The 20,415-nt window shown below is 59.7% G+C and carries 21 protein-coding genes; 11 read left to right on the top strand and 10 right to left on the bottom strand.

The features are described from left to right. The first annotated feature begins 159 nt into the window (after positions 1–159). Both dacD and AC6BYQ_RS01735 read left to right on the top strand, forming a co-directional pair. Positions 160–1,329, top strand: a complete 1,170-nt coding sequence (dacD, locus tag AC6BYQ_RS01740) for a serine-type D-Ala-D-Ala carboxypeptidase DacD (RefSeq protein WP_498056197.1) — start codon at positions 160–162, stop codon at positions 1,327–1,329. 64 nt (positions 1,330–1,393) lie between these two features. Then, positions 1,394–2,299: a LysR family transcriptional regulator gene (locus AC6BYQ_RS01735; protein WP_025159783.1), complete on the top strand. Its 906-nt coding sequence runs from the start codon at positions 1,394–1,396 to the stop codon at positions 2,297–2,299. A gap of 43 nt (positions 2,300–2,342) precedes the next feature. On the opposite strand, the gene AC6BYQ_RS01730 is transcribed toward AC6BYQ_RS01735, so the two are convergent. From AC6BYQ_RS01730 to sapA, 6 genes are all read right to left on the bottom strand, one after another. Then, positions 2,343–3,527 (bottom strand): CMD domain-containing protein, encoded by a 1,185-nt coding sequence (locus AC6BYQ_RS01730; protein WP_498056196.1) that lies wholly within the window; start codon positions 3,525–3,527, stop codon positions 2,343–2,345. A 418-nt stretch (positions 3,528–3,945) separates the two neighbouring features. Beyond that, positions 3,946–4,758, bottom strand: a complete 813-nt coding sequence (gene sapF / locus AC6BYQ_RS01725; RefSeq protein WP_004930589.1) for a putrescine export ABC transporter ATP-binding protein SapF — start codon at positions 4,756–4,758, stop codon at positions 3,946–3,948. Position 4,759: 1 nt separating this feature from the next. Further along, positions 4,760–5,752, bottom strand: coding sequence for a putrescine export ABC transporter ATP-binding protein SapD (sapD, locus tag AC6BYQ_RS01720; RefSeq protein WP_019452674.1), 993 nt, complete (start codon positions 5,750–5,752; stop codon positions 4,760–4,762). After that, the gene (sapC, locus tag AC6BYQ_RS01715; protein ID WP_498056195.1) at positions 5,752–6,642 is read right to left on the bottom strand and encodes a putrescine export ABC transporter permease SapC; all 891 of its coding nucleotides are present in this window, start codon (positions 6,640–6,642) and stop codon (positions 5,752–5,754) included. Before sapC ends, sapD begins: the two co-directional genes overlap by 1 nt. Further along, a complete protein-coding gene (gene sapB, locus AC6BYQ_RS01710) occupies positions 6,629–7,594 on the bottom strand; it encodes a putrescine export ABC transporter permease SapB (RefSeq protein WP_498056194.1) in 966 nt (321 codons plus the stop codon). Before sapB ends, sapC begins: the two co-directional genes overlap by 14 nt. Beyond that, positions 7,591–9,240: an ABC transporter substrate-binding protein SapA gene (gene sapA, locus AC6BYQ_RS01705; RefSeq protein ID WP_063919566.1), complete on the bottom strand. Its 1,650-nt coding sequence runs from the start codon at positions 9,238–9,240 to the stop codon at positions 7,591–7,593. Before sapA ends, sapB begins: the two co-directional genes overlap by 4 nt. Positions 9,241–9,445: 205 nt before the next feature. Between sapA and folE2 the strand changes: the two genes are divergently transcribed. From folE2 to zigA, 3 genes are read left to right on the top strand one after another with little or no spacing between them, the layout of a single operon-like run. Then, positions 9,446–10,372, top strand: coding sequence for a GTP cyclohydrolase FolE2 (gene folE2, locus AC6BYQ_RS01700; RefSeq protein ID WP_498056193.1), 927 nt, complete (start codon positions 9,446–9,448; stop codon positions 10,370–10,372). Further along, positions 10,362–10,922 carry an LbetaH domain-containing protein gene (locus tag AC6BYQ_RS01695; protein WP_063919564.1) on the top strand — a complete coding sequence of 187 codons (561 nt, stop codon included), beginning with the start codon at positions 10,362–10,364 and terminating at the stop codon, positions 10,920–10,922. Before folE2 ends, AC6BYQ_RS01695 begins: the two co-directional genes overlap by 11 nt. A 10-nt stretch (positions 10,923–10,932) precedes the next feature. Beyond that, a complete protein-coding gene (gene zigA / locus AC6BYQ_RS01690) occupies positions 10,933–12,120 on the top strand; it encodes a zinc metallochaperone GTPase ZigA (RefSeq protein WP_074054106.1) in 1,188 nt (395 codons plus the stop codon). Between the two features lie 431 nt (positions 12,121–12,551). On the opposite strand, the gene AC6BYQ_RS01685 is transcribed toward zigA, so the two are convergent. The 4 genes from AC6BYQ_RS01685 to pspF all read right to left on the bottom strand — a co-directional run bounded on the left by AC6BYQ_RS01685 (position 12,552) and on the right by pspF (position 16,013). Next, positions 12,552–13,118, bottom strand: coding sequence for a C39 family peptidase (locus tag AC6BYQ_RS01685; RefSeq protein ID WP_498056192.1), 567 nt, complete (start codon positions 13,116–13,118; stop codon positions 12,552–12,554). 69 nt (positions 13,119–13,187) lie between these two features. After that, positions 13,188–13,697, bottom strand: coding sequence for a DUF8788 domain-containing protein (locus AC6BYQ_RS01680; protein ID WP_498056191.1), 510 nt, complete (start codon positions 13,695–13,697; stop codon positions 13,188–13,190). A gap of 26 nt (positions 13,698–13,723) precedes the next feature. Further along, positions 13,724–14,143 (bottom strand): DUF8788 domain-containing protein, encoded by a 420-nt coding sequence (locus AC6BYQ_RS01675; protein ID WP_498056189.1) that lies wholly within the window; start codon positions 14,141–14,143, stop codon positions 13,724–13,726. 862 nt (positions 14,144–15,005) lie between these two features. Next, positions 15,006–16,013, bottom strand: a complete 1,008-nt coding sequence (gene pspF / locus AC6BYQ_RS01670) for a phage shock protein operon transcriptional activator (RefSeq protein WP_498056188.1) — start codon at positions 16,011–16,013, stop codon at positions 15,006–15,008. A 184-nt stretch (positions 16,014–16,197) separates the two neighbouring features. Between pspF and pspA the strand changes: the two genes are divergently transcribed. The 6 genes from pspA to AC6BYQ_RS01640 all read left to right on the top strand — a co-directional run bounded on the left by pspA (position 16,198) and on the right by AC6BYQ_RS01640 (position 20,311). After that, entirely contained in the window at positions 16,198–16,863 is a 666-nt protein-coding gene (gene pspA, locus AC6BYQ_RS01665; RefSeq protein WP_019452667.1) for a phage shock protein PspA, read from the top strand. Positions 16,864–16,925: 62 nt separating this feature from the next. Then, complete coding sequence (gene pspB / locus AC6BYQ_RS01660) at positions 16,926–17,153, top strand: envelope stress response membrane protein PspB (RefSeq protein WP_004930553.1); 228 nt, start codon at positions 16,926–16,928, stop codon at positions 17,151–17,153. Further along, a complete protein-coding gene (gene pspC, locus AC6BYQ_RS01655) occupies positions 17,153–17,512 on the top strand; it encodes an envelope stress response membrane protein PspC (RefSeq protein WP_004930552.1) in 360 nt (119 codons plus the stop codon). The genes pspB and pspC overlap by 1 nt, the downstream gene beginning before the upstream one ends. A gap of 96 nt (positions 17,513–17,608) precedes the next feature. Next, positions 17,609–17,875, top strand: coding sequence for a phage shock protein PspD (pspD, locus tag AC6BYQ_RS01650; RefSeq protein WP_031299672.1), 267 nt, complete (start codon positions 17,609–17,611; stop codon positions 17,873–17,875). Continuing rightward, complete coding sequence (locus AC6BYQ_RS01645) at positions 17,856–19,253, top strand: YcjX family GTP-binding protein (protein WP_038880359.1); 1,398 nt, start codon at positions 17,856–17,858, stop codon at positions 19,251–19,253. The genes pspD and AC6BYQ_RS01645 overlap by 20 nt, the downstream gene beginning before the upstream one ends. Continuing rightward, the gene (locus AC6BYQ_RS01640; protein WP_019452665.1) at positions 19,250–20,311 is read left to right on the top strand and encodes a YcjF family protein; all 1,062 of its coding nucleotides are present in this window, start codon (positions 19,250–19,252) and stop codon (positions 20,309–20,311) included. Before AC6BYQ_RS01645 ends, AC6BYQ_RS01640 begins: the two co-directional genes overlap by 4 nt. Positions 20,312–20,415 lie beyond the last annotated feature (104 nt).

The raw sequence follows: 20,415 nt of genomic DNA, 5'->3' as shown, positions 1-20,415 counted from the left end.
AGAGCATATCTATCGCGGGCGGGCGGTGACGTAAACAAATGGTTGCATAAAGACACTCGCTGCAAAAGAGTAATGGTTTCGTCTGAATGTGAATTAATGCAGTCTATCTCGCGGATTATATTGGTATTTTATTTAGCCTGCGGGCCTGAGGAACACAGCGTGAAGCGTTCAGTATCAGTGGTGATCGGCGGTATTTTACTGCCTTTGGCGGCGCAGGCGGCGGAAACGTCGCCCAATTTTCCCACCATGACCCCGCCGGCGATAGACGCCGCCTCTTACGTGTTGATGGATTACACCACCGGCCAGGTGTTGGCTGCCGGCAATGCCGACGAACGGCGCAACCCGGCCAGCCTGACCAAACTCATGACCGGGTTGGTGATCGACCACGCGCTCGATCAGCATAAAATTGGCCTCGACGATGTCGTCACCGTAGGGAAGGATGCCTGGGCGCAGGGCAACCCGGTGTTCAAAGGTTCCTCGCTGATGTTCCTGAAGCCGGGTGACAGGGTCACTGTTCGCGATCTCAGTCGCGGCATCATCATCGATTCCGGCAACGACGCCTGCGTGGCGATGGCGGACTACGTGGCGGGCAGCCAGGCCAACTTCGTCAAGCTGATGAACGAGAAGAGCGCGCAGCTGGGGTTGCAGAATACCCATTTTGAAACGGTGCATGGGCTGGATGCGCCGGGGCAGTTCACCACCGCCGGCGATCTGGCGGTGATTGCGCGCGCCATCATCATGAGCGAACCGGCGGAATACCACATGTACAGCGAGAAGTCGCTGACCTGGAACGGTATCACGCAGCAGAACCGCAACGGCCTGTTGTGGGACAAAACCCTGCACGTCGACGGTTTGAAAACCGGCCATACCGCCTCGGCCGGCTTCAACATCATCGCCTCCGCCACCGAAGGGGATCGCCGCTTGATCGCTGTGGTGATGGGTGGCAAAAGCGCGAAAGGGCGTGAGGAGCAGGCGCGTAAGCTGTTGACCTGGGGGCTGCGCGATTTTACCACCGCGCATCTGTTCAGTGCCAGCCAGAGCCTGGGGGATGAGCCGGTCTGGTACGGTGCAAGCCATCGCTTGCCGGTCGGCAGCGCGCAGGACCAGTCGCTCAGCCTGCCGAAAACCGAGGCGGACAAGCTGAAGGCGCAGTACGTGCTCAACGTCGCGCGGCTGGAAGCGCCGATCAATAAAGGGCAGACCGTCGGCGAGATCCGCATCAGCGACAATGGCCAGGTGGTGAAAACCCTGCCGCTGGTGGCGCTGCAGGCGGTGCCGCAAGGTAGCGTGTTCTCACGGCTGATGGATTACGTGAAGCTCAAACTCTGACTCACCGGGCGGGCGGCGGCGCCCGGTGGTATACTGGTGCGAATGCCGATCATTGAGCCGCGCTATGGATATTAAACAACTGATTTATTTGTGTAATTTAGAACGAGAACGCCACTTCGGCCGGGCGGCGGAGGCTAGCTTCGTTAGCCAGCCGACGCTATCCATGCGATTGAAAAATCTGGAAAAAGAGCTGGGCGTTTCGCTGATTAACCGCGGCAACCATTTCGGCGGTTTTACCGCCGAAGGCGAACGGGTGCTGGCATGGGCGCGTGAGATCGTCTCGGTTTACCAGGGGCTGAAGCTGGAGGTGGAGTCGCTCAAGCATGGCTTGCATGGCACGCTGCGCCTTGGCGTGGTGCCTCAGTGCAGTATCTCGGTATCGGAAATGCTCAAGGCGGTCAGCGAGCGTTATCCGCACCTCGATTACCGGCTGGCGGTGCTGAGTGCCGATCAACTGCTGGAGGCGCTGACGGCGCATACCGTCGACATCGGCATCGGCTTTTTCGAGCTGTCGACCTTGAAGGAACTGCATTTCCAATCGCAACCGCTGGTGGAAACCGGCGTCGAGCTGGTGTTTCATCCGCAGCATTTTCCGAAGCTGGTGGGCGATGCGCCGTTGCCGCTGGAGGCGGTGGCCGCGTTACCGCTGTGCCTGGCCGAACCGACGCGTTACTTCCGTCGTTATCTCGATCAGCACTTCCGTGACGCCGGGTTGACGCTGCACCCGCGGCTGGAAACCGCTTCGATCTTCCAATTGCTCGAGGGCATTTTCGTCGGTTTGGGTTGCGGCTTGTTCCCGCGCGGCCAACTGCAATCACCGCTGATGCCGGCGTTGCAGCGGCGCCCGGTGGCCATCGGCGCCATGCCGCGTCATGCGGCGGTGGTGGTCGATATGGCGGAGCGCGCTACGCCGCTGGCGCAGAAGTTTTTCGACGCCGCCAGCGAGTGGCTGCGGCGGCAGAATATCTGAGGACAGGCTGTCTTGCGGCCGAGGGTAAGGCCGCAAGCGCTATTCAGTCGGAGACGGTGAAGGTTTCAGCATCGCCCAGCGTTTGGCGCAGGCGGTTTTCCCAGGCGTAAAGCGCGGTGGTAAGGATCACCTCCAGCGCCTGTGCCTGATTCAGGCCGCTGTTGAACAGCGGCTGCACGCTCTGCGGAGTGAACTTCTCCGGCGCGCGCGTCAATTCGGCGGCGGTGCGCATCACCGCGCGTTTTACCGCGTCTTCGGTATACGCCAATCCCTGAGGCAGCCCGGCGAACAGCGCCTCGGCCAGTCCGTCGTCCTGCAGCTCTTGCGCCACCGTCGCCGCGCAGTAGCGGCTGCCGTTGATGCGCGAGACCGCCAGCGTCGCCAGCGCCTTCAGGCGGGCCGACAATCCATATCCTTCGGCATTGATGCCATTGAATACGCCGTTGCGTTCGCGCAGCGTGGCGGCGTCGTGGGCCAGCAGCAGGTAATAAGACTCGGCTCGCGCCTGCGGGTGGCTTTGATCCAGCACATCGAGCTGTTCGGCGGCGGCGTTTTCCGCGTCGATCGGCGGCAGGCGCGCAGTCCAATTCAGTTCCTCGGCGCTGAACGCGACGCCCTCGGCGTCTTCGACGTTAGGGAAACCGGGAACCACCACCGCCGGCCGGCCGGCCAACGCCGCGATGCCTGCCACCACGCGCGCCTGATAGCTGACAAAACCGATGACTTGCGAAAAGGTAACGATATCCGCCTGGCTCAGCCCGACGTCGCCAAGCTGTTGCAGCGCCTTGCGGCAAATCAGCGTGGGCTGGCTGGCAAGCTGACGGGCATATTGGGTGATCTGAGCGAGGCGGATATTGCTTTCCCGGGAGGCGTCCGGGCTATGCAGCGGGGCGAGGCGGGCGGCGTAGTGGCTACAAAGCGATTGCACCCCCGTCACCTGAGCGACGGTCAGGGCGGTGCTCAGGCGATCGTAGGGTGACAATGTCACGTAGCGCGATAGCGGCACATGGTCGGGAAACAGGGCATGGTAGCCGGCCAGCGAAGCGCTGAACACCCCGGAGCGGGCGCTGAGTGCATTGTTTAATGCTTCATCGGCAAAGGCGCCCAGCCCCAGCAGAAAACGATCGCGATGGGTGGCCGCCTGCGGCTCCAGCGGCGCATCGCCGCGCACGCTGCTTTGGGTTTCGTGATACCACTGGGCGTTATGTTGTCGACGGAGTCGTTCCATAGGGTCAATCCTTAATCATGATCAACAGCCGCCGCTGCGCTGGCAGCGACGGCTGGACAAAGAGGCAACATGCCCGCAGGCGGGGCGAAAGGCGGATTTAGCGCAGCTCATCGCAGCACAGGGCGTGGCCGTAAACAGAGAAACCGGCGGCCAGGGTGAGCAGAAACTGCGTGAGGCGGCGATGGCGAATGCTGTTCATCAGTGCGATATCCTGTCGTATGAGAAGCGCAACGTAGGGGATATCCTCACCGATCGCCCTGGCGAGATAAAATAATGTTACGGACTAATCAATAACTGAAAGGAATAAAATATAAGGATATATAACAATAATGTAATTTGTATGTGCGCTTTCTCGCTAAGCGGCAGACGCGCGGCAATAAAAAACCCGCCGCAGCGGGTTTGGAAGTGAGGCCGTAACTCAGAAACGGCCGCCGTCGCGCCGCCAGGCGTCGGCGGTCAGCGCTTCGCCGAAGTGGCTGGCGATAAGCCGCTTGGTCAACTCGTGCAGCGGCGCCGCCAACACTTCGGCGGTGCTGCCGCGCTCGACGATTTCCCCTTCGTGCATCACCAACACCTGGTCGCTGATGTGTTTCATCATGCCGAGGTGCTGGGTAACATAGATATAGGAAATACCGTGTTTTTCCTGCAATTCCAGCATCAGGTTGATGATTTGCGAGCGCATCGACATGTCCAGCGAGGCCAGCGCCTCATCGGCGACGATCACTTTAGGCTGCAGGATCAGCGCACGCGCCAGCGCGACGCGCTGTTTCTGCCCGGAAGCCAGCATGTGCGGGTAGTAGTAGGCGTGATCCGGCAGCATGCCGACCTGGCGCAGCGTCTGGTTGATGCGCTGCTCGCGCTCGGCGGGCTCAAGATCGGTGTTCAGCCGCAGCGGCGCGTCCAGCAGCTGGCCGATGCGTTGGCGCGGGTTGAGCGAGGTGCTCGGATCCTGAAAAATCATGCGAATGCGCTGGCTACGGTAGCGGTAGTCGCCGAATTCCAGCGGATGATCGTCGATCAACAGTTCGCCGGCGGTCGGCTCCACCATGCCGGAGAGCATCTTCGCCAGCGTGGATTTGCCGGAGCCGTTCTCGCCGATTACCGCCAGCGTCTGGCCTTCGCGCAGGGTAAAGCTGACCGATTTCACCGCCTCAACGTGCTGGCGGCGGAACAGCCCGGTGCGATAGCGGTAGGTTTTGCTCAGGTTGCGCACTTCCAACAGCGTTTCCATGTTATTGCTCCTCCATGTTCAGCGGGAAGTGGCAGGCGAAGAAGTGGTTCTTGACCGGGCGCAGGCGCGGCGTTTCGATACATTTCTTCTGCGCGTAAGGGCAACGCGGCCCCAGACGACAGCCGATCGGCAGGTGTTCCAACGAAGGAATGGCGCCCGGCAGCGTATTCAACCGGCTCTTGTGCGGCAGCGAGCGGCCGAAGTCCGGCATGGCGCGGATCAGTGCCTGGGTGTACGGGTGGTGCGGCGCCGCCAGCAGCTCTTCGCACTGGGCGCTTTCCACCGTTTGCCCGCAGTACAACACGTTTACCCGGTCGGCCCATTTGCTCATCATTTGCAGGTCGTGGCTGATCAGCAGAATGGTGGTGTTGTTGTTCTGATTGAGGCGCGCCAACAGCCGGAAAATCTGCGCCTGGGTGGTCGGCTCCATGGCGTTGGTCGGCTCATCGGCGATCAGCAGACGCGGCTGGTTGGCCAGCGCAATGGCGATCATCACTTTCTGGCATTCGCCTTCGGTCAGCTCGTACGGGAAGCTGCCCATGATGTCGTCGTGATCCTTGATGCCGACGCGGTGCAGCAATTCGATGGCGCGGCGTTTGCGCCAGTTGAAGCGTTGCCACCAGCGGCCCTTGTAGGTCCACCCCGGGATGGCTTGCGCCAGCTGGCGGCCAATGCTCTCGGAAGGATCGAGACAGGACTGCGGTTCCTGGAAGATCATCGACACGTTGTGGCCCACCAGCCTGCGCCGTTCGCGCGGGCTCAGCTGCAGCAGGTCGATGTCGTCGAAGCGGAAACGATCGGCGGTGACGCGCCAGTTGTCTTTGGTCACGCCGCAGATGGCTTTGGCGATCAGGCTCTTGCCGGAGCCTGATTCGCCCACCAGGCCGCGCACCTCGCCCTCGGTCAGCGTCATGCTGACGCGGTCGACCGCCTTGACCGGCCCTTCGGCGGTCATAAATTCAATCGTCAGATTGCGGATATCGAGTAACGGCATTATTCCACCTCGGCATTGATTGCGCGGCGCATACCGTCGCCCAACAGGTTGACCAGCAGCACGCTGACGAGGATGGCCGCGCCGGGCAGCATCACCGTCCAGGGTGCGACGTACACCAGCTCAAGCGAATCGCCGAGCATCGCTCCCCATTCCGGCGAAGGCAGCTGCGCGCCAAGATCGAGAAAGCCGAGCGCGGCGATATCCAGAATGGCCATCGACAGCGCGCGGGTGAATTCGGTCACCAGCACCGCCGCGATGTTCGGCATGACCGCGTACCACAGGATTTGCATCGTGGAAGCGCCGTCGAGCCGCGCCGCCACCACGTACTCTTTCTCCAGTTCGTCGTGCACCGCGCTGTAGATGGTACGCACCATGCGCGGCAACAAGGCGAGCCACACCGCCAACATGGCGTGTTCGAGTTTGGGGCCGATAAACGCCACCACCACGATCGCCAACAGCAGAGACGGGATAGACAGCAGGGTATCGAGAATGTGGTTGAGCACCGCCGAGCGCAGCCCGTGAGTGACGCCGGCGAACACGCCGAGGATCACCCCGCAGAACGCCGCGGCCAGCGTCACCGCCAGCGCCGAGCCGAAGGTGGCGGCGGTGCCGGTCAACAGGCGGCTGAGGATGTCGCGCCCGAGATCGTCGGTGCCGAGGAAGAACGACACATTGCCGTAACGCGACCAGGAAGGCGGCAGCAGCTGATAACCGAGGAACTGCTGATCCAGCGCGTAGGGCGCCAGCAGGCTGCCGAACAGCGACAGCAGCAGCAGGGCGATCACCCCGTAAAAACCGATCATCGCCAGCGCGTCGCCGTAGAAAATCCGCCAGGTGTAGCGCAGCGGGCTCGGCATCTTTTTTTCGCGGTATACGTTATCGAAGGGCATACCATTCCTTATGTTTCAGCGGGTTGGTTGCCGCGCCCAGAATGTCGGCCAGGACGTTAATGGTGATCACCAGCGTGCCGACCACCATGACGCCGGCGGAGATCGCCGCATAGTCCTGCTGACGGATGGCGTTGATCAGCCAGCGGCCGAGGCCGGGCCAGCTGAATACCACTTCGGTGATCATCGCCAGCGTCAGCATGGTGGAGAACTGCAGCCCCAGTTTGGGGATGATCGGCGGCAGCGCATTGTGCAACACGTGGCGGCGAATGATGGTGAAGCGCGACAGACCACGGGTGGCGGCGGCCTTGATGTAGTTTTGGCTCAGGACATCGTCGGTGCTGATGCGCATCAGGCGCACCACTTCGGTGGTGGGCGCCACCGCCAGCGCGGCGATCGGCAGGATCATGTGGCGCAGCGCGCTGCCGATCATCTCGTTGCGGTACGGCGAATCCGACAGCCAGGCGTCGAGCAGCGCGAAACCGGTGATCGGTTTCACCTGATACAGCAGGTCGAAACGGCCGGAAACCGGCAACCAGCCCAGATGCAGCGAGAAGAACAACATCAGCAGCAGCGCCAGCCAGAACACCGGCATTGAGAAGCCCAGCAGCGCGAAGGTGCTGATGGCGGTGTCCTGCCACTTGCCGCGCAGCACGCCGGCGATGATGCCCAGCGGAATGCCGATAAACAGCGCCAGGGCGAAGGCCAGCAGGCACAGTTCCATGGTGGCCGGGAACACTTCGCGCAGCTGTTCGCTGATCGCCTGGCCGTTGATGCTGGAAACGCCGAAGTCCCAGTGCAGCAGGCTGACGAAGTAGAACTGATAGGCGTCCAGCAGGGCGGCGCCGTTCAACGGCGCGCGCGGCGTGAAATAGCTCAGGCTGAAGCTGACCAGCGTCAGGAAAAACAGCGTGATCAGCAGCAGCAGGATGCGGCGCAGGGTAAAGATAATCACTTTTTCACCTCCGGCGCGGATTCACGGTACACCCCGGCGAACGAGGCGTTGCCGAACGGACTCAGCACCAATCCCTTGATGTCGTAACGGTAGGCCTGCAGGCGCAGGGAAGAGGCCAGCGGCAGCACCGGCAACTGCTGCTCGAGAATTTTCTGCGCCTTGCGGTAGTTGTCGATGCGCTGAGACAGTTGCTGCGACAGCAGCGCGTTTTGCAGCACCTCGTCGAAGCCCGGGTCACACCAGTGAGCATAGTTGGTTTGCGAACGGATTGCCGCGCAGCTCAATAGCGGCCGGAAGAAGCTGTCCGGATCGTTGCTGTCGGTGGCCCAGCCGGTCAGGGTCAGATCGTGGTTCATCTCCATCAGGCGCGCTTCCTGGAAGCGGCCTTCCACCGGTACGATGGTGACGTTGATGCCCACCTGGCCGAGATCGGCCTGGATCAGCTCGGCGGTCTTCAGCGGGCTCGGGTTATAAGATTGCGATGCGGTCGGCACCCACAGCTTCAGGTTCAGCTGGCCGACGCCGGCCTGCCGCAGCATCTCGCGCGATTTGGCCGGATCGTACTCGGTGACGTGCGCGTCGTTGTCGTAAGCCCAGGAGGCGCGCGGCAGGATCGAGGCGGCGGTTTCCGCCGTGCCGTAATAGATCGACTGCATCAAGCGCTGATTGTTGATCGCCAGCGAAATCGCCTGGCGCACGTTGAGGTTGTCGAGCGGCGGTTTGCGGGTGTTGAACGCCAGATAGGCGATGTTCATCCCCGGGCGCAGCGTCAGGCGCAGGCGCGGATCGTCGCGCAGAATCGACAGCTGGCTGGCCGCCGGATAGGCCAGCACGTCGCACTCGCCGGTCAGCAACTTGGAGAGGCGGCCAGTGCCGCCGGCCCCCAGATCGATCACTACCTGCGGCATGCGCGGCAGGCCTTTCCAGTAGACGGCGTTGCGCGCCAGACGAATATATTGCCCCGAGCGGTATTCGTTGAGCAGGAACGGGCCGCTGCCGACCGGCTCGCGGTCGATCAGCTCCTGATGGCCCTCGCGCGTCAGCACGTCGGCGTATTCGGCGGACAGCACCGGCGCGTAGTGGGTGGCCAGGTGCCACAGGAACGAGGCGTCCGGCGACTGCAGACGAATCTCCACCGTGTAGTCGTCGAGCTTTCTCACGCTCTGTACCGAATCGCCGAACTGCAGGCTGTCGAAATAGGGGTATTCGCCGCCGTTAACGTCGTGATACGGGTGTTTCTGGTCAAATACGCGCGCGAAGCTGAACACCACGTCGTCGGCGTTCATCTTGCGGGTGGGCGTGAACCAGGCGGTGGTCTGGAACGGCACGTCTTTACGCAGATGGAAGCGGTAGGTGGCGCCGTTGTCCAGCACTTCCCAGCTTTGCGCCAGTTCGGGGATCAGGCGATAGGTGTACGGGTCGACGTCCAACAGGCGATCGTACAGCTGGGCGGCCAGAGTATCCACCGTCAGGCCGCTGCTGGCCATTTGCGGGTTGAAGGTATTCAGTATGCCGCTGACGCAATAGACAAAGCCGCTCTGGCGAATGTCCGGCAGCGGCGCCGCGACGGGCGCGGGCGGTGTGGTCGCGGCCAGGGCAGAGCCCGTCAGGCACAACGACAGTATCCAAAGGGGTAAACCACGCATAGAGGCTCATGGGGTTAATCAGCAATAGCGTTAGTGTATCGCACTCTGACCAACAGCCCAATCCATTGAACAAAATCGCTGAGTTTTCTGCTACTTGATTAAGCAAGGCGGTTCGCGACGTGAAAAAAATCTTATTTGATATGTTATAACATAACAAAATCGTGTTACCGTTCCCCGGCAAAGTCACAATAACGCAAGGGGATGTATGAACGAAGTTGCACTTCCACCACGCCGTTCGCTGCCAGACGCTCAGGCATGGCGCGGCGAAATGAGTGATGTCGGGCTCGATTGGGTCGGGATGCAAGGGATCGCGCTGCCGCTGGAACTGGTCGGCAAGCCATTGATGGCGAAGGTCGACGCCGGTATCAACCTGCACGCCGAAGCGGCGGGCGAACGCGGCATTCACATGTCGCGGCTGTATCTGGCGCTGGACGAATTGACGCAGGGCGAGCTGACGCCGCAGCGCATCGGCCGGACGTTGCAGGCCTTTCTGGATTCGCAGCCGGAGCACAGCGATCGCGCCAACCTGACGCTCAGCGGCGAGCTGTTGTTGTCGCGCCCGGCGCTGCTGTCGCCGCAGCGCGGCTGGAAAGCCTACCCGCTGCGCATCGAGGCGGCGCTGGCGAACACACAGACGCTGGCGCTGACCGTCGGCGTGCCTTACTCCTCCACCTGCCCGAGTTCGGCGGCGCTCAGCCGCCAGCTGGCGCAACAACAGTTTCAGTTTGACTTTGAACAGGCGGCGGAGCGTGTCAGCCAACGGCAGGTGAGCGATTGGCTGCTGGAGCAGGGCATGCCGGCCACGCCACACAGCCAGCGCAGCTGGGCCTGGGTCACCGTGACGCCGGATAATGACCGGGCGTTCGAACCGGTAAAACTGATCGACTGCATCGAACACGCGCTGGGCACGCCGGTGCAAACGCTGGTGAAACGCCGCGATGAGCAGGCCTTCGCGCTGGCTAACGGCCAGAACCTGATGTTTTGCGAAGATGCGGCGCGGCGTCTGTATCGCATGCTGCGCAGCCAGTGCGACTACCGCGCCTTCTCGCTGCGCGTCGAACATCAGGAGAGCCTGCATGCCCACAATGCGGTGGCGGAGCTGAGCTGGCGGGGAGAGAATCATGCTGCGTAAAAATCCCAGCGGCCATCTGCCGCAGGTCTCGCCGCTGGCCTACATCGATCCGACCGCCATTCTATGCGGCCGGGTGATCGTCGAAGACTTCGTCTACGTCGGCCCTTATGCGGTGATCCGTGCCGACGAGCTGAACGCCCGTGGCGACATGGAGCCGATCGTCATCGGCTCGCATTCCAATATTCAGGACGGCGTGGTGATCCACTCCAAAAGCGGGGCGGCGGTCACCATCGGCCGTTACAGCTCTATCGCCCACCGCGCCATCGTCCATGGCCCGTGTCGCATCGACGATCGGGTGTTTATCGGTTTCAACAGCGTGCTGTTCAACTGCCACATTCAGTCCGGCTGCGTAGTGCGTTACAACGCGGTGGTGGACGGCGTGACGCTGCCGGAAAACCGCTATATCCCGTCAACCGAGCGTGTGGGGCCGGACAGCGACCTGTCGCGTTATCGCCAGGTCGATCGCGGCGCGCTGCAATTCTCCGAAGAAGTGGCCGCCACCAACGTCGAATTGGTGCGCGGTTACCAGGCATTACGCAATGAATTTTAATGAGGTTCCCATGAAGCAACTTCCCGTGACCGTGCTTTCCGGCTTTCTCGGCGCCGGCAAGACCACGGTGCTGAACCATATCCTGAACAACCGGCAGGGCATGCGCGTGGCGGTGATCGTCAACGATATGAGCGAGGTGAACATCGACGCCGCGCTGGTGGAAAATGCAGTGCATCTCGATCGCCAGGAAGAGAAGCTGGTGGAGATGAGCAACGGCTGCATCTGCTGCACGCTGCGCGAAGATCTGCTGGTATCGGTGCGCGAGTTGGCGCAGGACGGGCGTTTCGATTACCTGCTGATCGAATCGAGCGGCATCTCCGAGCCGCTGCCGGTGGCGGAAACCTTTACCTTTGAGGACGAAAAAGGCGAAAGCCTGTCGCAGTTCGCCCGGCTGGATACCCTGGTGACGGTGGTCGACGGGGTGAATTTCATCCAGCAGTATCAACAGGCGCAAAGCTTGCAGGAGGCCGGCCAAAGTCTGGGCGAGGACGATCTGCGCAGCGTGGCGGATCTGCTGATTGAGCAAATTGAGTTCTGCGACGTGATTCTGGTCAGCAAGACCGATCTGTTGACGCAAACGCAGCAGGGCGAAGTGATGGCGCTGTTGGCCAGCCTGAATCCCGACGCCCGCATTGTGCCGATCGCGCCGGGAAAACTGCCGCTGGAGGCGGTGCTGAATACCGGCAGCTTCAGCTTTGAAAAGGCGCAGCAGGCACCCGGCTGGTTGAAAGAGCTACGCGGCGAACACCTGCCGGAAACGGAAAACTACGGCATCAGCAGCTTTGTTTATCAGGCGCGGCGGCCTTTTGCACCGGACAAGTTCTACCGGGTGATCAACGGCGATTGGGGCGGCGGCCAGCTGCTGCGCTCGAAAGGCTTTTTCTGGCTGGCGACGCGGCCGCGGCAGGCCGGGCAGTGGAGCCAGGCCGGCGGCATCGCCCACTATGGTCTGGCGGGCACCTTTTGGCGCGCCATTCCACAAGACAATTGGCCGCAGGATCCCGAAACGAGGGCGCATATTCAGGAAAAATGGGTGGAGCCGTTCGGCGACATGCGCCAGGAGCTGGTGTTTATCGGCCAGCATCTGCAGCAGGCGACGATCGCGCGTCTGCTGGACGATTGCCTGCTGAGCGACGACGAAATGGCCGCCGGCGTGGACTATTGGCTGGATATGGCGGACCCGTTCCCTGAGTGGTAATTGCGCAATCTTCGTGTGGTAATGAGAAAAATTCTCAACAAAGTGCTTTACAGACGATACTGATAACTATTATCATCGCCTGGCAGTTCACGGAAGGCCACAGTTTGCGGCTCTGATGTGGAAGGCACGACATTGCTCACATTGCTTCCAGTGTTTTTTTAAGCCAGCTCGGGTGCTGGCTTTTTTTTTGCCTTATCTTTTCCGCGCTGAAAAGCGCCGCCCGGTACTTGCAACGGCCCGTCTTTATCATTTACCGACCCACAATAACTGCAGTCAAGCAGTTTTGCCGGGCATGGAATTATGCGGCAGAGTATCAGCTCGGGAAAAGAGCTGCGGCTACTGGGTCGCCACGCTCGTGCCGGAGTCAAGTCATGGGTATTATTGGAACCCGTGTTAGCCTTGTTCATGCGGCCTGCAAATGATGCGTACGATCAGTACGGACTTTTCGAAAAGAAAAGCCAAGAGCTGTCAATGCGAAAATCCTGTAATTGAGCCAACGAGTATTTCTTTTTGCCATACCAGGGGTCAGCGATAAGGTATTGTTCATTGTCGTACCCGTACAAGGTAGCTGCATGACCAGAATTATACCCAATAACGATGGGCTCGTCCGCTTCCAAAGCTTGAAGTATTAGCGGGGTAACACTCGGATCCAAGGTGGAAAAAAGTGTTTGATGACTAAATATTTGCAAATGTCTCATTGGTACATCAGGATATCCCGTTTGATTGCATGGGTGAGTGCCTGGGAGTTTATTTGGAAACTGCTGATTCTCCACACAGGCGTTTCTGCCTGTGGTGACGACGTCAGCATACACTTGGCATTGCCTGCTCTGCTCAACCGGAAAAACAGATTTCTCCGCTGCATAATAGTTCGCCACCGCAACCGAAGTGGCTATCCAGCACCAGTTGCTCTGTTGCTGCGGCTGGAAATATTTACTGAAATTTCTGATTTCGTATTTGCTAGGAGAAGATTCTGGAATGTAAAACAGATTGTCAGCCATTTTTATTCACGCCTTGGTGTAGAAAATCGTTTCGCAGAGAGTAAGCAGAATCACAGAATTTTCATTGTCCTACACGACTACGGTGAAGTAGGGATCCCACTGGAAATAGATAGTACGGGCTCGTAAACCCCCGGTTACCAATTTGCATTTGATCCTGTAAGTTGAGTTGCTGTTATTTATAACTTGCCCCACCCAAAAGTTGGGGTGCACATTTTCCACCTTAATTGGAAAGCCGTCTGAACCGAATATATCACCAGACAAAACTTGAAAGCCTTCAATTGACACTATATCTCCCAAAGTGGTGTCGATAGGATCGATATAAAATCCAACAAAATCCCGGAGACGTACATGCGTGTTTGGATTTAATCCTCCCTGTCCGGTGCTGCCGAGATTGCCACGGTTGTCAATCATGTAGACACCTTTATTGATCACGCTCGTGCCGGCATTGGCGGATACACTGGCAGTATCCACAAAAATACGGATAACTGTTTGCGGCTTATACTCACTCCATGCTTCGCTCCGAATGATCTTTGGATTGCTATTATTGTTGGCACCAGGAATGGTTTCTTGATTGCTCATTGGGGTTCCTTTAATCTTCTGATGGATTAAATAACGTGCAAATTATGTGGTACACTTAACGTCATACCATCTCCATCACTGGTAACAAGTTCAATGGCGATGTTGTAACTGTAACTTCCGGATTCTTCGGCCTCCCCGGAGTATGCATTTGGGTTATCATAAGCGGGTTCAGGTTGTCCGCTGAACCCCCATGCCCGGCAATTGCCAATTTCAGTCAATCCGACTGTGCCCCCTGAGTTTGGGTCGACCAGAGTAATTTGCCAATAAATCTTATCCCCCTTTGCAACTGTTGTTGCAACACTGGGGAGCGCGGGGTGAGCGGAATTGTTTCCCAATTGATTATCCATCAGATAAATACCCTTTATTGTGCCTTCTTGGGCAAGATTTTCATCGATGCATATCAATATTTGAATGGCGCAGTCGTCTATTTTGTGTGAGTGACCCACGAAAAGGCTCCTGATTTAATTAGTTGGTTGCTGTATGTTGAATTTGTCCGGTCGCGACGCGAGTCTGACCTGAAAATAGAACGTTGTTCAATGTGTTTCAGCCGCATTCCATTTATTATAAAGATGGTGGCCGATATTGGTAATAGTTAAAGTTCGCGATTACTGCAAGATAAAGCAGTACATTCACATAATGAAACCAACAGATTTGTGAGCTGTATGGCTATTCAAAAAAATATTATCTTCCTGATGGTAATATAGCAAATAGTGGTCTAACTCTTTTTCTGCCGCTTACGCCGGACGATCTCGACAGAAGCTTGGATTCTCACATATTCACAGTCCCGTTGCGGCATTTCATACTCTTGCTCATCGACGCGCTGGCCACGAGGAGAATGCCTGTGATTATCCAACAACCCCCCATCAAATCAGGACTCGGGCCTAAAACGACCGCCAGTGAGGTGGCTGCGGAGCTGGATTTGTCCGGAAAGTGGCCATTGTCACCGGCGGTCATTCCGGTCTCGGCCTGGAGACGACGTTGGCTCTGAGGTCATCGTTGCGGCCCGGCCGCCGCCAGGGAGGCGTTAGGGAGCAGGGCCGGCGTCGAGATCGCCGAACTTGACCTCGGCGATTTAAACAGCGTGCGTCGCTTTGCCACAGACGTTGTCGAGTCGGGGCGGCGAGAGGATGTCGTCATCAACAACGCCGGCGTGATGGCGTGCCCGGAAGCGCGGGTGGGGCCTGGCTGGGATAGAAATGACCGTCGGGAAAGGCCGACATCCCCAGGTGTCCGCTCTTTGTCCGTATAACTCAACCTGGGGTTAATAGCTGACAGCCGGGAAAGACCGGCACCCATTTCCCATCGCCGCTATGCGTCGTCCGGCTCGCCGTTTTGCAGCAGCGCATGTTTTTTCAGCATGCCGCGCAACTGGTGGTAGGTGAGCCCCAGCAGCTGCGCCGCCTTGCGTTGGTTGAACCGCCCTTGCTGCAACGCCGCTTCGATCAATGCCTTCTCCTGCTCCAACTGCCAATTTTTCAACTCCAGCGGCAGCGCCGGCAGCGCGCCGGCTCCTTCAAGCGGGAGCGCGACCGGCGGGGCCTCGCGCGGTGCAAACGGGTTGATCACGATCTCATCCAGCGGGTGGTCGCTGTCGCCGTGACGATAGACCGAGCGTTCAACCACGTTTTTCAGTTCGCGCACGTTGCCCGGCCAACCATAGCCGAGCAGCGTGTGCCTGGCGCGTTCGGTAAAGCCGGGAAACAGCGGCAGCGCCAGCTCGCGACACATTTGAATGGCGAAGTGTTCGGCCAGCAGCATGATATCGGGCCGGCGTTGGCGCAGCGGCGGCAGCTGCACCACGTCGAACGCCAGCCGATCCAGCAGATCGGCGCGGAACTTGCCCGCGGCTGCCAGCGCCGGCAGATCGTCGTTGGTGGCGCACACCAACCGCACATCCACCCGCAGCGGCTGGCTGCCGCCCACGCGCTCCAGTTGGCCGTATTCGATGACCCGCAGCAATTTCTCCTGCACCAACATCGGCGCGGTCGCCAGCTCATCCAGGAACAGCGTGCCGCCGTCGGCGCGCTCAAAGCGGCCCAGATGGCGTTTCTGCGCACCGGTAAAGGCGCCGGCCTCGTGGCCGAACAGCTCGGAGTCCAGCAGGTTTTCATTCAGCGCCGCGCAGTTGAGCGAGATGAATGGCCCTTGCCAACGGTTGGAGAGGTAGTGCAGGCGGTGGGCGATCAGCTCCTTGCCGGTGCCGCGCTCGCCGATCACCAGTACCGGTTTGTTCAACTTGGCGACCTGGGAGACTTGCTCCAACACTTCGACAAAGGCGTTTGCTTCGCCCAACAAATTCTCTGGCTGCTCGTTCATGATGAAATTCGCCAATGTTTGGTGAAAATAATCACTCTACAGCAAGCTCACAGAGAGTCAAAAATAAAATGTTGTTCTTTTTCAATCAAATAAAAGTTGGCACGGGTTTTGATTATATCTTTGGGCAAGCTGTACGACTTAACGCGGCGCTTCAGACGCCATCAGAACCAAGAGGAAGTGAATTATGGGTATTTTTTCTCGTTTTGCCGACATCGTGAACGCCAACATCAACACTCTGCTGGACAAGGCAGAAGATCCGCAAAAGCTGGTGCGGTTGATGATCCAAGAGATGGAAGACACGTTGGTCGAAGTTCGTTCCACGTCGGCGCGCGCGCTGGCGGAGAAAAAGCAGTTGCTGCGTCGCATCGAGCAGGGTGAAAACCAGGTTGGCGACTGGCAGGAAAAAGCCGAACTGGCGCTGCGTAAAGATAAAGAAGACTTGGCCCGCGCGGCGCTGATCGAAAAACAGAAGGTTGCCGATCTGATCGCCACGCTGACGCAGGAAGTGGCGACCGTAGAAGAAACGCTGGCGCGCATGAAGAGCGAAATCGGCGAGCTGGAAAACAAGCTGACCGAAACTCGCGCGCGGCAGCAGGCGCTGGCGCTGCGCCATCAGGCCGCGTCTTCTTCGCGTGAAGTGCGCCGCCAGCTCGACAGCGGCAAGCTGGACGAGGCGATGGCGCGTTTCGAACAGTTCGAACGACGCATCGACCACATGGAAGCTGAAGCGGAAAGCATCAGCATCGGTAAAAAGAAGTCGCTGGAGCAAGAGTTTGCCGAGCTGAAAGCCGACGACGCCATCAGTGAGCAACTGGCGGCGCTGAAAGCCAAGATGAACCGCTCCGAGTAAGGCGAACCGCGGCCACACGCCGGAGGTGGCCGCTACCCAGGACCCGATAAGAAGGAATAACAATGAGTGCTTTATTACTTGCCATTCCGCTGACAATTTTCGTGCTGTTTGTCGCGCCGATTTGGCTTTGGCTGCATTACAGCAATCGGCAACAGACCGGCATCCAGCTGAGTCAGCAAGAAATGCAGCGCCTGGCGCAGCTGGCGGAAGACGCCAAACGCATGCGTGAACGCATTCAGGCGCTGGAAGAGATCCTCGATGCGGAACACCCGAACTGGAGACAGTCCTGATGAGCACAACGCTGGGCAGTAAAAAGCTTTATCGCGTTCCCGAAGAAGGCATGGTGAAAGGCGTCTGCGCCGGTTTGGCCCACTATTTCGACGTGCCGGTGCGCCTGATCCGCGTGATGGTGGTGCTGTCGCTGTTCTTCGGGCTGTTCTTCTTCACGCTGGTGGCCTATATCGCGCTGGTGTTCGTGTTGGACGAAGCGCCGGCCAGCCGTTTCGAAGGCGAGCATCAGAAGACGCCGCGCCAGCTGCTCGATCAGCTGGAGTATGAACTGGGCAGCGGCGAGCAGCAGCTGCGTCAGGTCGAGCGCTATGTGACGTCCGATACCTTCGGCGTACAGAGCCGTTTCCGCAAGCTGTAACCCTTCTTGCGATACCCGGCCTGCACAGGCCGGGTATCTTCGCCGCCGTTATCCCGTGAATGTAACCTTAATCGTCTTGTGCCGGAGGGCATTGTCATGAATAAAATCGATGTCGCAAACACCGCCAGAACGGGTGGATTTAAACGAGGAGCGGCGGCAATGTTGAAGACATTGGCTAAAGTCATCATCATAGCGTTATTGAACTATGGCCCGGCGGGTGCCGCCGGCTGGCTGTTGAAGACCGTCGGCCGCAAACCGGTGCGCTTCGTGCTGGCGCTGGTGCTGGAACCGCTGTTCCGTAAAGGCCTGAACAAGGCATTCGGGCGTTACGTCAAGGAGAGCAATGAAACGACTGCAAAATGAGTTAACCTCGCTGGTCAACCGCGGAATGGATCGCCATCTGCGCCTGGCGGTGACTGGCCTGAGCCGCAGCGGCAAAACCGCCTTTATCACCGCCTTCGTCAACCAACTGCTGCATGTGCACAGCGGCGCGCGCATGCCGCTGTTTTCACCGGTGCGCGAAGAGCGCCTGCTGGGCGTCAAACGCATCCCGCAGCGCGATCTCGGCATCCAGCGTTTCACCTATGACGAAGGGCTGGCGCAGCTTTACGGCACGCCGCCGGCCTGGCCTACGCCGACGCGCGGCGTCAGCGAAATCCGCCTGGCGCTGCGTTACCGCTCCAACGACTCGCTGCTGCGCCACTTCAAAGACACCTCGACGCTGTACCTGGAGATCGTCGATTATCCGGGTGAATGGTTGCTGGATCTGCCGATGCTCGAGCAGGATTACCTGGCCTGGTCGCGTCAGATGACCGGGCTGCTGCAGGGCGAACGCGCCGAATGGGCCAAACCCTGGCTTGAGCTGTGCAAGGCTTGCGATCCGCTGGCCCCGGCCGACGAAAACCGCCTGGCGGCGATCGCCCAGGCCTACACCGATTATCTGCTGCGCTGCAAAAGCGAAGGGCTGCACTTCATTCAGCCGGGGCGTTTCGTGCTGCCGGGCGACATGGCCGGCGCGCCGGCGCTGCAGTTTTTCCCGTGGCCCGATGTGGCCGCGATCGGCGAATCGAAGCTGGCGCAGGCCGACAAACACACCAACATCGGCATGCTGCGCGCTCGCTTCAACTACTACTGCCAGTCGATCGTCAAAAACTTCTACAAAGAGCATTTCGTTCGTTTCGATCGGCAAATCGTGCTGGTCGACTGCCTGCAGCCGCTGAACAGCGGCCCGCAGGCGTTCAACGACATGCGTCTGGCGTTGACCCAACTGATGCAGAGCTTCCATTACGGCAAACGTACGTTGTTCCGTCGCTTGTTCTCGCCGACCATCGACAAACTGATGTTCGCCGCCACCAAGGCGGATCATATCACCGCCGATCAGCACGCCAATCTGGTGTCGTTGCTGCAACAGCTGGTGCAAGAGGCGTGGCAGAACGCGGCGTTCGAGGGCATCAGCATGGATTGCGTCGGCCTGGCCTCGGTGCAGGCGACCGAGAGCGGCATCGTCGATCACCAGGGGCAGCGCATTCCGGCGTTGAAGGGCAACCGCCTGAGCGACGGCGCGCCGCTGACGGTGTTCCCCGGCGAAGTGCCGGCGCGCCTGCCGGGGCCGGCGTTCTGGCAGAGCCAGGGATTCCACTTCGATGAGTTTCGTCCGCGCGCCATGAGCGTGGACAGCCCGTTGCCGCACATCCGGCTGGATGCGGTGATGGAGTTTTTACTGGGAGACAAATTGCGATGAGCGAGCCGATCAAACCGCGTATCGATTTTGACGAGCCGCTGCAGCCGCCACAGGAGCCGGCGTTGCGCGCCGGCGTCGCTTTTGACGCCGAGCAGGCGGAAAGCTTCTTTCCGGCGGCGCCGGAGCTGCAGCAGGAAGAGGAAGAAGGGCGCGCCGAGGGCATCATCAACGCTGCGCTAAAGCCGAAACGCAGCCTGTGGCGCAAAATGGTCACCGCCGGGCTGGCGCTGTTCGGCGTCAGCGTGGTGGCGCAGGGCGTGCAGTGGGTGCATACCGCCTGGGTGCAGCAGGACTGGATCGCCATGGGCGGCGGCGTGGCCGGCGGCCTGATCGTGTTCGCCGGCGTCGGTTCGGTAGTCACCGAGTGGCGGCGTTTGTATCGGCTGCGTCAGCGTGCGGAGGAGCGCGACGTGGCGCGCGAGCTGTTGCACAGCCACGGGCTGGGGCAAGGGCGCGAATTCTGCGAGAAGCTGGCGCGCCAGGCCGGGCTGGATCAGGGGCATCCGGCGCTGCAGCGCTGGCAGGCGTCGCTGCATGAAACGCAGAACGATCGCGAAGTGGTGGAGCTGTACGCCAAACTGGTGCAGCCGGTGTTGGACAACCAGGCACGGCGCGAAATCAGCCGCTCCGCCGCCGAATCGACGCTGATGATCGCCGTCAGCCCGCTGGCGCTGGTAGACATGGCGTTCATCGCCTGGCGCAACATCCGCTTGATCAACCGCATCGCCGCGCTGTACGGCATCGAGCTGGGCTACTTCAGCCGCATCCGCCTGTTCCGGTTGGTGTTGTTGAACATCGCCTTCGCCGGCGCCTCCGAGCTGGTGCGCGAAGTGGGGATGGACTGGATGTCGCAGGATCTGGCGGCGCGGCTGTCGGCGCGCGCGGCGCAGGGTATTGGCGCCGGGCTGTTGACCGCGCGGTTGGGCATCAAGGCGATGGAACTGTGCCGTCCGCTGCCGTGGCTGGAAGGGGAAAAACCGAAGCTCGGCGATTTCCGCAGCCAACTGATCGGCCAGTTGAAAGATACGTTGAAAAAAAACGACGGCAAGGCCAAATAACCTCGCTACGGCGCTCGCGAGAGCGCCGTTTTCTGAGCGGTACCGGCGCGGGACGTAATCAAGACTTGACGATAGTCGATCCCCCTGCGAATGCGTGATAAATA

It is taken from the genome of Serratia sp. LTN-2, from assembly GCF_059740205.1.
Note: the sequence above shows the minus strand (reverse complement) of the source record. Positions and strands in the feature narration are given on the sequence as shown.